The following is a 13,865-nucleotide window of genomic DNA, read 5'->3' as shown; positions in this document are numbered from 1 at the left end:
CTCACGACGTGTCGTCCCGCGAGCGGAACCGGACGAACACCAGTACCGCGACGAGCACGGCGGCCAGCACGGTCGCCGTGACGAGCAGGCGTCGTCGCGGGGGCGACTCGGCGTCGGGCTCCAGCGACTTCTCCACCCACTCGGCGGGCACGCGGGACAGGAGACCCGCCGTGCCCGCCATCCGGCACACCTCGTGTTCGCACGGCGGGCAGGCGGCGAGGTGGCGTTCGTAGACCTGCTGGTCACCGGGGGACAGCGAGCCCAGCAGGTAGGCCACGTCCCACTCGCGGAACGGGCACATCACCGCCCGGTCACCCCGTTCTCCTCCAGCGCCAGCCGTAGTGCGCGCAGGCCGTAGTGCATCCTTGACCTCACTGTTCCCTGCGGCACGTCCAGCGCCGCGGCGAGTTCCGCGACGGATTCACCGCGGTAGTACGCCCGCACGATCACCACCCGGTGCTCGGGTTTGAGCTGGGACAGGGCGTCGGCGATCAGCCAGGCGTCCAGCGTCCGGTCGGTGTGGTCGGAGCGCTCGCGTTCGGGCAGGCGGGCCGAGCCGACCTCCCAGCGGGCGCGGGCGCTGCGGCACTCGTCGATCGCGAAGTTGCGTGCCACGGTGTAGAGCCACGCTTTCGACGCCGCGGAGCCCTGTTCGAGGATGCGGGGGTTGCGCCATGCCCGCAGCAGCGCCTCCTGGACGACGTCCTCGGCCAGTTGCTCGTCTCCGGTGAGGCGTACCGCGTAACGCCAGAGCGCCTCGGCGTGGCCGTCGTGCAGCGCGCGCAGCACGGTGCTGTGGTCGGCGTTGATGACGCACCCCCTAGGTCCGGAACGTGGGCGCCCGCTTGGACAGGAACGCGTCTGTGCCCTCTCGCATGTCGGTGGTCGTGAACGCTTCGCGGAACGCTTCGAGCTCCACCCGCAGTCCTTCGTCGACACTCAGGCCGTCCACCGCGTCGAGCACCGACTTGCAGGCCGAGACGGCGGCGGGGGAGTTCGCCGCGATGTCGGCGAGCACGAGCCGGGCGGCGGCGAACATCTCCTCGCGGTTGTCGAAGACCTCGTTCACCAGGCCGAGCCGATGCGCCTCCGCGGCGTCGACGCGGCGGCCGGAGTAGATGAGCTCGCGGGCTTTGGCGATGCCGACCCGCCGGAACAGCCGGACGCAGCCGCCGAAGCCGGGGATGAGGCCCAGCAACACCTCCGGCTGGCCGAACACGGCCTTGCGGGTGGCGTAGACGAAGTCGCACGCCATCGCCATCTCACAACCGCCGCCGAGCGCGTACCCGTCCACGCACGCGATCACCGGGACCGGGAGCTGTTCGAGCAGCCGGGTCACCTCCTGGCCCAGCGCGCCGAACTGCTCGCCCTCCTCCGGCGTCATCGCGGCCATCTCGCGGATGTCCGCGCCGGCGATGAACGCGGGTCCAACCGAGCCGGTGAGCAGGAGCGCGCGCGGGCCCGCGAAGGTCGCGAGGAGGTGGCGCAGTTCGGTGAGTGTCCGCTGGGACAACGCGTTGCGCGCCGGTGGTCGGTGCACGGTCACCGTCAGGACGTCGTCGTGCTCGTCGAGCAGCAGTGTCTGATAGTCCACGGTGGTCTCCTCACGAGTCCCAGATGGCGCCGTAGGCCGGGATTCCTCTGGCTTCCAGCTCTTCGACGACGTGCCAGGTGGTGGGTTTGTTGGAGATGCAGATGACCGCTTCCGCGTCGAACCGCTTGCACGCGTCGTACGCGAGCGCGACCAGATCGGGTTTGCCCTGGCTCTCGGTGTCCCAAACAACAGCGTCGGGCTGCACACCGAGGATCTCGTCGACCAGCGCGTCGCCGTAGGTGCGGCGGGGGTTGCGGGTCGACCACACCAACACCGACGGCGTATCGCCGGCCAGCAAGTGAGGTAGGCACGGACCGATGCCGCTACCCGTGGCGACCCACACCACCCTCGTGAAGAGCTTGTCGATGTTGCCGACACCCGCCGTCGGAATGCCCTTGACCCACACGTGACTCGGCTGGTCCGCGATGAACTTCCCGGTCCAGTCACCCGCGCGGGAGATCGTCAGCCGGAAGCCGGAGCGGCCCGGCGCCGGGACGTTCGCGAAGGAATGCCACTCCAGCAACGGATTGCGGCTCACCGTCGTCGACGAACCCGCGAACGGCGTGACACCGTGGTCGAACGACACGAGCGCGACGTGCGGCGACGGACTGACGATGTGCACGGGAACCCGCCGCAGCCTCAGCCACGGCAACGCCACACTGGCCACCACGAGGGCGAGGGGCCAGAGGAAGACGGGGTTGGACACCGCGGACAGCACGCCGAACAACACGAGTACGGCCCACCCGCCGAACCGGTGCGCGCGCTCGAACAGGTTGTGCCGCTTGGCCCGCAGCCGGGGGAGTGCGAGCACGACGAGCGTGCCGAGCAGGGCCATGATCGTCCAGGTCAGCGCCAGGACGAGTGGTGGTCCCGTCGTCGTGGCGGCCAGCACGAGGAACCACGCGGTGGCGCAGATCGCGGCGCCGACGTGCAGTCCGCCGAAGTGGTAGACCTTGCCGAGCGTCCAGCGGATCCGCAACGGCCATCGCGTCGGCGCGCTGGTGGCGAGCCAGAACAGCAGGTTGATCACGAGCTGCTGGCGGATGAGCGCGGCCAGCGTGAGGTTGGCGACGACCAGAGCGGTCAGCCGGTCGGCGTCCCACGAGCCGATGAAACAGAGGTTGACCAGCACGACGGCGGCGACGAGCCGGTTGTGGTGGGTGAACGGGCGGCGGCGCAGGATCGTGCGCCAGGACCGGTCGGCAGGGGGCAGCTGGACTGCGCGGACCGAGGTCATGCCACGGTTTCCTTCTGTCCGTCCAAACGCGACAGCAACGCGCGCCGGTCGACCTTGCCGCGATCCGTGGTCGGCAGCGTGTCGACCGGCACGATCACCGTGGGCACGCAGTAGTACGGCAACCGCTCCGCGACCGCCCGGCGGGCCTGCTCCGGCACCGCGCTGGCCGGGCTGATGAACCCGACGAGCCTGCCGTTGTGCAGCAGGGTCGTGGCTCGGCTGCAGTCGGCCGCGCGTTCCAGCGCCGACGTCACGGCGTCCAGTTCGACCCGAAACCCGCGCACCTTGACCTGGTCGTCGGTGCGGCCGTGGTGTTCCAGCAGACCCTCCGGTGTCCACCGGCCGAGGTCGCGGGTGCGGAACATCAGGTGGTCGCCGCCGAGGAACGGGTCCGGGAGGTAGCGTTCGGCCGTCAGCGCGGGGTCACCCAGATACCCCGCGGTCACGCACTCACCGCCCGCCCACATCTCGCCGACCTCGCCGATGCGGCACGGCCGCAGGTTCTCGTCGAGCACGTACACCGTGGTGTTCGGCACCGGCCGGCCGATCGTCAGCTGATCACCCGGCACGTACCGCTGCACCGTGTTGACGATGGTGACCTCGGTGGGGCCGCACGCGTTGTGGAAGGCGGCCTGGCTGGCCCACCTGTCGGCCAGCGACTGCGGGCACCTCTCGCCGGCCACCGCGATCGTCCGAACTCGGCGGCACACGGCGGGATCCAGCGACGCCAGCACGCTCGGCGTGGCGATGACGACGTCCACAGTGCTCGCCGTCCGCTCGATGTCTGCGCCGCGGATCACCAGCGTGCCGCCGTGTGCCAGCGTGCCGAGTATCTCCCACATCGCCATGTCGAACGCGATGTTCAGCAGTTGCGCCACCCTGGTGCCCGGCTCGACGCCGAGGCATCCGGGCGCGGTCAGCAGGACGTTGCACAGGTTGGCGTGCGAGACCTGCACGCCGTTGGGCCGTCCGGTGGTGCCGGAGGTGAAGATGACGGCCGCGATGTCCGAGGTCTCGGTGGTGGTGCGGCAGAACTCGGTGGCGTCGGGCACGCGGTCGATCGCGATGATCGTCCCCAGGCTGCGGGGCAGCGCCGCCTCGTGCTCGCTCGTGGTGAGCACGAAATTCATGCGCGCGGTGCGGACGATGTGTCGCAAGTGGACTTCCGGCGCGATGCGGACGTCCTGTGGCACATAAGCCGCGCCCGCCTTGAGGATGCCGAGAACTCCGACGACCATCGAGATCGACCGGGTGAGGAACAGACCGACCCGCTCACCCGGACGCACTCCCGCACGGGTCAGCAGTTCGGCCAGCAGTTCGGCTCTGCGGTTCAGCTCGGCATAGGAAATCGACTCGCCGAGGTGTTCCACGGCGACGAGGTCAGGATGCAGCGCGGCCTGTTTCTCGACCGCGTGGTGGATGTGGTGGAACGACGGGGTCCTGATCGGACCGGCGCCGAACGACTGGAACAACGCGCGGTCCGGCGGTGGCAGGTCGCGCAGTGCGGTATCGCGGAACACGGCATTCACTGCAGGGTGGCCTTTCGGAAGCGTTGCGCGGTCACCCGTTCTGAACGAGACACACCCTCACTTTGTTCACGTCGAACAGAACCTCTGTCGAATCGACGAACCTGTTGTACAACAACAAGTTCTTGCTTCACAGTGAAAAAATGAGAATTGCGGCGGCTGTACTTTTGCTCATCACCTTCATTCCTGGTCCCGCGCATGCGGCGACCTGGGAGGACGTGATCGGAACAGGTTCCTTCGGCGGCTACGGTGCGCTGGAGTCGGAGTGGAACTACCGTTATCCGTGGGGCTCGGACCACAACGGCTCGGCCCGGATGTACGCGAGCGCCGGCGACCACAATCACGTGTCGTTGTCCGGCGGCGTGCTGACCCTGAAAGCGACGCGGATTTCGTGGGACGAGGGCAACAGCGGGGCCGTCCCGCACCTGCCCATCCGCTACCACTCCGGCGCGATCCACGCCAAGGAGCACGTCGTGGTGAACAACCAGTTCCCCAGCTGGGAGGTCAAAGGCGACTTCCAGGCACCGTCGGCCCGCGGCACGTGGCCCGCGTTCTGGCTGACCGGGGTCAACAGCTGGCCACCCGAAAGCGACATCCTGGAGTTCAAGGGGGACAACCGGAACTGGTTCAACACCTTCCGGACGTCCAGTGACGTGTCGAGCTCGATCGTCGGCGTGTCCTCACCCGGCTCCTGGCACACCTACCGGGCCTGGATCACCAAGGTGAACAACACCGACGTCGACATCCACTACTACCTCGACGGCAAATGGATCGCCCAGCACAGTGCGAGGAACTTCGTCGGCAAACCGCTGTGGGTGATCATCAACCTGCAGATGGAGGGCTCGTCCGGCAGTCCCGGCCCGACTGCGGACACGGTCTACCGGGCGCGCAACGTCTACATCGGACGGACGCGCGCGTGAGCCCGGCTCGGCGTGGCGATCTCGAAGTGCACCACGCCCTCCTCGTCCCACACGACCTCGCCGAGGGCGTGCCAGAGGTCGAGCGCGCCGGGTGAGTGGCGGTACGCGTGCAGGTAGACCGAGTCGTAGCCGCCATCCGCCTGGGCGAACTCCAGCAGTTCGGTCACCAGCGCGCGGGCGAGACCACGCCGGCGGTGTTCCGGACCGACGTACACGCGGCGCAGCTGGGCGGTCCGCCCGGAGGGGTAGCGCGCCGCGAGCCACTCGGGAGTCCGGGGACCGCGGGAGTCCAGCGCCGCGGTCGCGGCGATCGCGCCCTGCTGGTCGACCGCGACCAGCAGGACGTGGCGTCGCGGGGTGAGGTAGTACCCGGTGAGGTCGATCACGTCCTCGTGCCACTCCGGTACGTACCCCGTGCCGAAGTCGCGGTAGAGCGCGTCGAGCATCACCGCCCGCGCTCCACCGAGGTCGTCCGGCCCGGCCGTCCTGATGCAATATTCGTGCACTTGCACATCATATGCAACAGGGTGGGGATTGGCTCGCGAGCTGGCCATGAACGGCGCTTTTGTGGACCACAGGTCCACAAAAGCGCCGTTCATGGCCAGTCTGCGGGCCTCCTCCGGTCAGGCACCCGCCGGTTTGCCTGACCAGGCCTCCTGCGACGTCAACGGCCGCATCGTGATGGTGTAGTCGTAGGTGCTGTCAGGCCGGACCTGGTTGCGTTGCCGCACCGGGTTCGGCGTGTCACCGACGCCGGTCACGGCGTGATCGGCGTGCAGCGTGACGTAGCCCTTGTTGCGCTGCAACATGAACGGGTACGCGGCGCGTTCGAGGTCGTCGTACTGCGTCACGCTGACGTCCTTGACGCCCGACACCAGCAGGCCCGACGTGCGGCCGTCGGTGAGCAGCGCCCACCGGGTGTCGGTGTGGTTGCCGTGGTCCTGCGGGCGGTGGTACTCGACGTACTGGTCGGCCACCGAGGTCGACTGCACCCCGATCGGCGTGCCGTCCTTGCGGTCGACATAGCTCTCCGCCTTGCGGCCGTACCAGGAGAACTCGTCGTAGCGGTCGGGCACGGACAACTGGACGCCGATGCGGGGCAGGTAGGGCAGCGTCCGCATCGACCCCTGCGGCGTCACCCGGTGGCCGAGCCGCAGCACGCCGGCCGAGTCCACCGAGTACACCATCGTCTGGTCGAACCACGCCCCGGTCACGCCGGGTGCCGCCACCTTGCTGTCCACGATGATCCGGGTGGTCTTGAGGCCGTCCTTCTCCACCCGCACGCCGTTCACGGTGGTCTCCAGGCGGTCGAGGCCCGCCTTGCGCCAGTCCTCACCCTCCGCGCGGCCCCACGTGTAGGTCTCGTTGCTGATCGGCGCACGCCACGCGTCGAGCTTCGGGCCGCTGGTGAGCAGTTCCCGTCCCCACGACTTGATGGACGTGAGGGCGCCGGACTTCTTGTCCACCGTGTAGGTCGCGCCGGCGGCCGTCGCGGTGACCTTGGCCGCGTCCTCCTGGGTGAACACGACGGCCCAGTCGAGCGGTGCCTTGTCGAGACCGGGAACGCGGCTGCCGCCCAGCGAGAACTGGTCGTGCGCGAGCGCGTGCCCATCAGACGTGACCGTTTCGACGGTCAGGAACCGTTCGCGGTCGGCGTTGTTGGCCGGCACCGGCAGCGGGATGGCAGCCGTCGAGGCGCTGGCGACCCGCAACGGTTGCGAGCCGTCCTTCACCACCCGCGACCCCTCGGTGACCCGCCACCGCAGGGTGAGGTCGTCGGTACCGGTGAACTGGCGTTCGTTGGTCACCGACAGCACGCCGGTGGAGTAGGCGAACCGGATCGGCTGGTGTGCCCACGCCATCTGCAGCGTCTCGGGCTGCGTGGTGCGGTCGGTGTTGATCAGACCGTCCACACCGGACAGCGTCGATCCGTACGCGAAGTGCGTGCCGCGTTCCCGCACGCTGTCGAAGTCCAGCGCCAGCACCGCGCCACCGGCCGGCGGCGAGGCGTTCAACTCGGCGGGGGACAGCGCCCGGTTGTAGATCCGCACGTCGTCGACGTCTCCGTGGGAGAGCCTGGTGACGGTCGACGGGTCGTTCCACGACATCTCGAAGTCGCGGCCGATGTTCACGTCCGCCGCCGAGTAGTCGATCGCGCCGGTGAACGGCAACGAGCCGACCTCCGCGCCGTCGATGTACAGCCGGATCGCGGTGCCGTCGTAGGTGCCGCTGACCCGGTGCCACCTGTCGTAGAAGTCGGCGGGCACCTTCGCCTGCACGGCGCGCCACGTGCCGCTGTGGATGAAGAACTCCAGCGTGGTCTCGTTCTTCATCTTGAGCGTCCACTGGTGGTCGCCCTTGGCGATGATCGGGAACTGCCCGGTCCACTTGCCGGGCTTGACCCACGCGTCCAGCGTCAGCGCCGTGCCGGTGATGTCGAGCTTGCGGTCGCGGTAGACCTCCACGAAGTCGTCGAGCCCGGACAACGACAGGGCCTTGCCGCGGTGGCCGTCGACGAGCTTCGGCGCGCCGGAGAGCAGCGCGGTGATGTTGTTGCCGGAACTGTCCGGCGCGACGCGGGTCTTCTGCCTGATGTTCTGCTCGGCCCAGTCCCAGATGAACCCGCCCTGGGTCTGCGGGTTGGCGCGGATGATGTCCCAGAACTCGCGGAAGTTGCCGAGGCTGTTGCCCATCGCGTGCGCGTACTCGCCGAAGATCAGCGGCTTGGTCGTGGTCTTCGCCTGTTCGGCGAACCGCTCCGGCGACGGGTAGCGCGGGCCCCACACGTCGGCGAACGGCGCGTCACCGTCGGGGTTGTTCGACTGGTGGTAGACCGGGCGGGACGGGTCGTTGGCCTTGACCCACTTCGCCATCTCGTAGTGGTGCGCGCCGAGTCCGGCCTCGTTTCCGGTGTCCCACATGAAGACGCTCGGGTGGTTCTTGTCCCGCTCGACCATGGCGATCATCCGGTCCATGAACGTGTCGCGCCACTCCGGCTGGTTGGCCTGACACCACCGGGAGCAGTTCTCGTGGTTGTGGGTCTCGATGTCGACCTCGTCGTCGATCCAGATGCCGTTGCGGTCGGCGAGGTCGTAGAAGTACGGGTCGCTCGGGTAGTGCGAGGTGCGGACGGCGTTGACGTTGAGCTGCTCCATCAGCGCCACGTCGCGTTCCTGCGCCTTGCGGGGCACGTGCCGGCCGTGGTCCGGGTCGGTCTCGGCGCGGTTGACGCCCTTGAACAGCACGCGTTTCCCGTTGACCAGCAACGTCCGGTCGCGGATCTCGATCTTGCGGAAACCGGTGGTGTCACTGGTGATGTGCGTGATCTTCCCGTCGGGCGCGGCGAGCGTCAGCACGACGGTGTAGAGGTTCGGCGTCTCGTCGGTCCACTTGGCCGGGTTGCGCACCGGCAACGTCAGACGTGCCGTGCTGCCCTCGGTTTCCTGGCTCGCCGACCCGACCTCCCTGCCTTTGGCGTCACGCAGGCTGGCGGTGACGCGGTGCTTTCCGGTGGTGCCGCCGGGCTTGTGGCCGAGCTCGACGTCGGCGGTGAGGGTCGCGTCGGTGTAGGTGGCGTCGAGATCGGTCTTGAGGGTGACGTCCTGGATGAACGTGGCGGGCGTCGAGTACAGCGACACCGAGCGGAAGATGCCCGAGTACCGCCACTGGTCGTAGTCCTCGAGGTAGGAACCGGCGCTCCAGCGGTGCACCTGCACGGCGATCTTGTTGCGGCCCGGTCGCAGCGCGGAGGAGATGTCGAACTCCGCCGGGGTGTAGCCACCCTGGTCGTAGCCGACGTACTTGCCGTTGACCCACACGAAGTAGCCCGACGTCACGCCTTCGAAGCGCAGGAACGTGGCGCGCTTGGTCCAGTTGGCCGGCACGTCGAAGTCGCGGACGTACGCGCCGGTCGGGTTCACGTCGCGGGGGACGCGGGGCGGGTCGTCCGGCTGCACCTCGGTGGCGATGTTGCGGAAGATCGGGTGGTCCAGGCCGTCGGTCTGCCACGTGTGCGGCACGGTCACCGTGCGCCAGCGCGAGGTGTCGTAGTCGTCGGCGTAGAACCGCGCCGGCACGTCGGCCGGCTTGTCCGCCATGGAGATCCGCCACTTGCCGTCCAGCGACTGCGTGAACGGCGTGCGCTCGGCGTGGCGCACGGCGGCGGCCACGTCGGCCTGCGGAAGCAGCAACGCGTGGTGCGGCTCCTGCCCCTCCTCGATCTTGCGCGGATCTTCCAGATAGGTGTGCACGTCAGGAGGGGGGTCGACGGCGGCGGCGATCGGTGTCATCGAACCCGCCGCAACCAACATCACTGTCGCAAGAACGATCGCGCGCCGCACGCTGAACCTCCATGTTCAGACAGAAATGAACACAAGTGAACAGTCGGTATTCGAACGCGACAAGGGGCCACGAGGTCCGCGTGGTTCACAGGTCGAACACTGTTATCGAACGGGTTGTCTCTTGCGTTCGATTTTGTTCGACAGCACGCTCCGGGGCCATGGCCAGGACGCTCCCTCATCTGCTGACCGCGGCTGTCGTCGCCGCTTCGCTCTCCGTGCCCGGGACCGCGCACGCGGCACCGGTCGTGAGCCTCGTCAGCGACACCCTGCTCGACCCGTCGGCGTTGTACTTCGTCTCGTACGACGGGTTGGTGAACAACAACTCGTTCCAGCAGGACGCGATCCTGACCTACCAGGGCCGTCAGTACGCCACCTGGTACACCGGCAGCCGCAACGCCGTGATCGCCCGCCGGAGTCTGGGCAGCACGGCGTGGGAGACCGTGGTGTTGCCGCACCAGCTCAGCGTCGACGACTCGCACAACGTGATCTCGCTGGGAGTCTCCCCGCAGGACAACACGATCCACGTCGCCCTGGACACCCACAACACCCGTCTGTTCTACCTGCGCTCCAAGGCCGGTCTCGCGATCGGCGGCCAGCCGTGGAACGCCGCGTCGTTCGGCGGGGTGCAGCGGACGCTCGGTGGCGTCGAGCTCGGTTCGATGACCTACCCGCAGTTCCTGGTGACACCAGAAGGAAGACTGCAGTTCAGCTACCGCACCGGTGGCTCCGGCAACGGCGTCAACGAGCTGGCCGAGTACGACGGCGGCACGTGGCGCAAGCTCGGCGGCTGGTCGTCGGCCACCGGCTCGTACACCGGTCCGAACGGCGTGGTCTCGAACACCCGCAACATGTACCTGCACGGCCTCAACTACGACCGAAGTGGACGGTTGCACGCCGCTTTCACCTGGCGTGAAGGCAATGCGGGTGTGCTCTGCAACTCGGGCGGACTGACCAACCACGACACCGGCTACGTCTACAGCGACGACCGCGGCCGAACCTGGCGCAACGGCGCGGGAACCGTCGTCGGCACGACCGGTGGCGCGCCGGTCAGCGTGACCTCGCCGGGCCTGGTGGCCGATCCGCTCGACCCGAACCACGGCCTGATGAACCAGGAGAGTCAGGCGGTGGACGCGAACGGCCGGCCGCACGTGGTGATCAGCTACGTGCCCGGCCGCTTCACCCAGTGCGTCTCGAACTACGCCCAGCAGCGCGCGCAGTACGGCCGCACGTTCCACGTCTTCCGCGGCGCGGACGGAAGGTGGACCAAGATGGAGGTCCCGATCCCGCCGAACCACACCCAGCGCACGAAGATCGTGCTCGACCGCGCCGACAACGCCTACCTGGTGATGCCGCGCGGCAAGATCGTGGCGGCGAGCAAGGCGAGCGGCTGGACGGACTGGACGACCGTGTTCGACCGCCCGTCCCTGCAGGCGTTCGGAGAGGTCAACGTCGACACGTCCCGCGTCGCGTCGCTGGGCATCCTTTCGGTGCAGTACCAGCAAACCTCCAGCGGCACCACGCCGTCGGCGATTCGCGTCGCCGACTTCCGGCTCGGCTGAGCAGGCGGCCAGAAGTTGTGTCCCTCACCCGCCCGCCGAACCCGCGCCCTGCCTTGATGGCGTCTGCAAGTACCGCCAACCCATGATCAACAAGCACTTCTCTACTACCAACAGGGCCGTTGTGGTCTGAGGGACGCGGCGGCGGTTCGGCGGGCGACGAGCGGGTTGGGTGTAGTTGGCGGCGATTCGATCAAGGGTTGGTGGTACTTGCAGACGCCATTCAGCACCAACGAGTCCAGGTTTCGGACATGGCTTCTGGTCAGTTGCCCAGCACTAGGAGGACCAACATGTCGTTGTCCCGACTCAGTGGCGCGCTCGTGGCCTGTGCGGCCGCTCTCGCGCTGATCACGCCGGCGGTCGCTGTGGCCGCCTCACCGGCTTCCACCGAGGTGACGCAGCAAGGCACGCTGTCCTGGAGGCTGGTCCGGGCCCAGAACCCGACGGCCGACCAGCAGCGCGCGTACGACCTGATCACCCGTGCGATGAACGCCGCGGTGGCGCGCTACAACAACCTGAGCGGTCTCACCAAGAGCATCACCGCGCATTACGACCCCTCGGTGCCGACGGCGAACGGCAACATCAACGGGACGATCCGGTTCGGCAGCACCGGTTCCATGAACGAACGCACGGCGCTGCACGAAATCGGCCACACCATCGGTGTCGGTACAAGTGGAAAATGGGGATCTCTCGGTTGTGGTGGCACCTTCAAGGGCGCGGCGACCACCGCGCTCGTGCGGCAGTACGACGGTTCCAGCGGCAAGATCAGCTGCGACAGCCAGCACTTCTGGCCGTACGGGCTGAACTACGACAGCGAGTTCTCGCAGACCAACGCCGACCGGCACGTCAAGATCGTCGAGGCGATGGTGCGCGACGGCCTGTGACCCCGAAATTGTTTTCGTGGAATCGTCGATCTCGCGAATGTTTGTCGAACCTTCATTCGAAGAGGAGATTTCTTTGAATGATTGATTTCGAAAAGTTTTCGCGCGGCCGCATTCGTGCGGTGCTGCTGACGATGATCTGCCTGCTCGCCACGACGACGCCGCTGGCGGCGGCGGACGCGGTGCAGGCACCACCCACGAAGACCGTGCGGGTCTACTGGTTGCGGCCCTACGACGTTGCCAACGACACGCGCTACCCGGACGGGATCGCCCGCGTCATGCAGGAGGCCCAGCGGTACTACAAGCAGGAACTGGGCAAGACGTTCCAGCTCAACACCCCAGTGGTCGAGGTGATCACCGGTGAGCACAACCGCAGTTGGTACGAGAACACGCCCAACGGCCCCGACCGGTACTGGTGGTCGGTGTTCAACATGCAGCAGGAACTCCTGCGCAGGCTGAGCCTCGGCGCACCGGACAACCGGTGGCTCAACGTCGGGGAGGTCAGCGCGGAAGGACCGGGCGCGGGCGGAGGTGGCGGCAACGGCTGGGTGATCCTCTCCGGACACGACGCGGACGGTGCGGCCGGTATCAACGGTCCGATGAACCGCTGGTACGGCGGCATGGTCCACGAACTGGGCCACGCCTTCGGTTTGCCTGACTCGTCGTTCACCGACGGCACACCGATGTCCGCGTCGTTCTACGACTACCCGAACACGCACTTCAACGAGCAACAGAAGAACGCGATCCGAAACGGACGGTACGGCGGTTTCCTGTCCTGACCGTCACGCGGTGGACTCGCGCACCACGAGCCGGCACGGCTGCCGGACGACACCGGCCGCGGGGTTGCCCTCGAGCGCCGCGAACAGGTGCGTCACGGCGGTCGTGCCGAGCTGCTGGAGGTTGAGATCGATCGTGGTGAGCGGCGGCTTGCAGTCCGCGGCGAAGATCTCCCAGTTGTCGTACCCGACGATCGCGACGTCGTCCGGGACGCGCCGGCCGAGGTCGGTGAGGGCCTGGGTGACGCCGCTCGCGATCTGGTCGTTGCCGCAGAAGATCGCGTCGACCTCGGGCGCGGTGGCGACCAGGACGCGGGCGGCGTGCCGGCCCCAGCGCTGCGACCACTCGCCGTGCAACGGCTGACCGCCCGCGAGCGACAGGCCCTGCTCGGCCAGCACGGCGTGCACCGCGGCCGCGCGATCGCGGGCGGCGCGGTAGTGCTGCGGGCCGGTGATGTGGCCGATGTGCTTGCGCTGCAACGCCATCAGGTGCTCGATCGCGAGCCGGGCCCCGCCAGAGTCGTCGGAGACGAGGCTGAGGTCGTCCGGGTTGCTCGATCTGCAGTAGACGTACACGGCCGGCACCGGGAGGTCCGCGGTGAGCGACGTGCGGACGTCGTTGCTGTCTCCCACCACGATGAACCCGTCGACCTGGCGGGCCAGCAGCGTGCGGATGTAGTGGTTGCGGCGGATCGCGTCGCCGCGGGTGTCGCACAGCAGCACCGACATCTCCTGGTTGGACAACGCGTTCTCGGCGCCGAGCAGGATCGGGATGGCGAAGCGGCCGTCGAACTCGTCGGTGAGCAGGCCGATCGCGCGGGTGCGGCCGGCCACCAGGGCCTGCGCCAGAACGTTGGGCTGGAACGACAGTTCGGCCGCCGCCCGCAACACGCGCGCGCGTGTGGCCGCGGCGACCTCGCCACGGTCGTTGATCGCTTTGGACGCGGTGGCGATGGACACGCCCGCCCGCTTCGCCACGTCCCCGAGGGTCACAGCCTCAGAACGCCGTCTGCCCATCGAAATCCTTTCGAAGCA

The 13,865-nt window shown here is 68.0% G+C and carries 12 protein-coding genes; 4 read left to right on the top strand and 8 right to left on the bottom strand.

Translation table 11 applies throughout. From position 1 onward, the window contains the following. Position 1: 1 nt before the first annotated feature. Genes B0F77_RS21205 through B0F77_RS21185 form a run of 5 tightly spaced genes read right to left on the bottom strand, consistent with a single transcriptional unit; the run spans position 2 to position 4,351 of the window. Positions 2-301: an anti-sigma factor family protein gene (locus B0F77_RS21205; protein ID WP_086664688.1), complete on the bottom strand. Its 300-nt coding sequence runs from the start codon at positions 299-301 to the stop codon at positions 2-4. After that, positions 301-789, bottom strand: coding sequence for a sigma-70 family RNA polymerase sigma factor (locus tag B0F77_RS21200; RefSeq protein WP_281252533.1), 489 nt, complete (start codon positions 787-789; stop codon positions 301-303). The genes B0F77_RS21205 and B0F77_RS21200 overlap by 1 nt, the downstream gene beginning before the upstream one ends. 31 nt (positions 790-820) lie before the next feature. After that, positions 821-1,594: an enoyl-CoA hydratase/isomerase family protein gene (locus tag B0F77_RS21195; protein ID WP_086664687.1), complete on the bottom strand. Its 774-nt coding sequence runs from the start codon at positions 1,592-1,594 to the stop codon at positions 821-823. Positions 1,595-1,604: 10 nt separating this feature from the next. Continuing rightward, positions 1,605-2,831, bottom strand: a complete 1,227-nt coding sequence (locus B0F77_RS21190; protein ID WP_086664686.1) for a ferredoxin reductase domain-containing protein — start codon at positions 2,829-2,831, stop codon at positions 1,605-1,607. Then, entirely contained in the window at positions 2,828-4,351 is a 1,524-nt protein-coding gene (locus tag B0F77_RS21185; protein WP_245848494.1) for an amino acid adenylation domain-containing protein, read from the bottom strand. Before B0F77_RS21185 ends, B0F77_RS21190 begins: the two co-directional genes overlap by 4 nt. Before the next feature lie 149 nt (positions 4,352-4,500). On the opposite strand from B0F77_RS21185, the gene B0F77_RS21180 reads away from it, so the two are divergent. Further along, complete coding sequence (locus B0F77_RS21180) at positions 4,501-5,277, top strand: glycoside hydrolase family 16 protein (RefSeq protein ID WP_086664778.1); 777 nt, start codon at positions 4,501-4,503, stop codon at positions 5,275-5,277. Here B0F77_RS21180 and B0F77_RS21175 read toward each other — a convergent pair. Together B0F77_RS21175 and B0F77_RS21170 are read right to left on the bottom strand one after the other, a co-directional pair. Beyond that, positions 5,253-5,783 carry a GNAT family N-acetyltransferase gene (locus tag B0F77_RS21175; protein WP_086664684.1) on the bottom strand — a complete coding sequence of 177 codons (531 nt, stop codon included), beginning with the start codon at positions 5,781-5,783 and terminating at the stop codon, positions 5,253-5,255. The two genes, B0F77_RS21180 and B0F77_RS21175, sit on opposite strands and share 25 nt — an antisense overlap. A gap of 117 nt (positions 5,784-5,900) precedes the next feature. Continuing rightward, a complete protein-coding gene (locus B0F77_RS21170; protein WP_245848492.1) occupies positions 5,901-9,566 on the bottom strand; it encodes a glycoside hydrolase family 2 TIM barrel-domain containing protein in 3,666 nt (1,221 codons plus the stop codon). Between the two features lie 209 nt (positions 9,567-9,775). On the opposite strand from B0F77_RS21170, the gene B0F77_RS21165 reads away from it, so the two are divergent. The 3 genes from B0F77_RS21165 (at position 9,776) to B0F77_RS21155 (ending at position 12,833) form a co-directional block, all read left to right on the top strand. Then, complete coding sequence (locus tag B0F77_RS21165; RefSeq protein ID WP_086664683.1) at positions 9,776-11,176, top strand: BNR repeat-containing protein; 1,401 nt, start codon at positions 9,776-9,778, stop codon at positions 11,174-11,176. A gap of 287 nt (positions 11,177-11,463) precedes the next feature. After that, on the top strand, positions 11,464-12,057 hold the full coding sequence (locus tag B0F77_RS21160; RefSeq protein ID WP_086664682.1) for a hypothetical protein: 594 nt from the start codon (positions 11,464-11,466) through the stop codon (positions 12,055-12,057). A gap of 77 nt (positions 12,058-12,134) precedes the next feature. Continuing rightward, complete coding sequence (locus B0F77_RS21155; protein WP_245848490.1) at positions 12,135-12,833, top strand: metallopeptidase domain-containing protein; 699 nt, start codon at positions 12,135-12,137, stop codon at positions 12,831-12,833. A 3-nt stretch (positions 12,834-12,836) separates the two neighbouring features. On the opposite strand, the gene B0F77_RS21150 is transcribed toward B0F77_RS21155, so the two are convergent. Continuing rightward, positions 12,837-13,808 carry a LacI family DNA-binding transcriptional regulator gene (locus B0F77_RS21150; protein ID WP_245848488.1) on the bottom strand — a complete coding sequence of 324 codons (972 nt, stop codon included), beginning with the start codon at positions 13,806-13,808 and terminating at the stop codon, positions 12,837-12,839. Positions 13,809-13,865 lie beyond the last annotated feature (57 nt).

It is taken from the genome of Lentzea kentuckyensis (genome assembly GCF_002150765.1).
Classification (GTDB): Bacteria; Actinomycetota; Actinomycetes; order Mycobacteriales; family Pseudonocardiaceae; genus Lentzea; species Lentzea kentuckyensis.
Note: the sequence above shows the minus strand (reverse complement) of the source record. Positions and strands in the feature narration are given on the sequence as shown.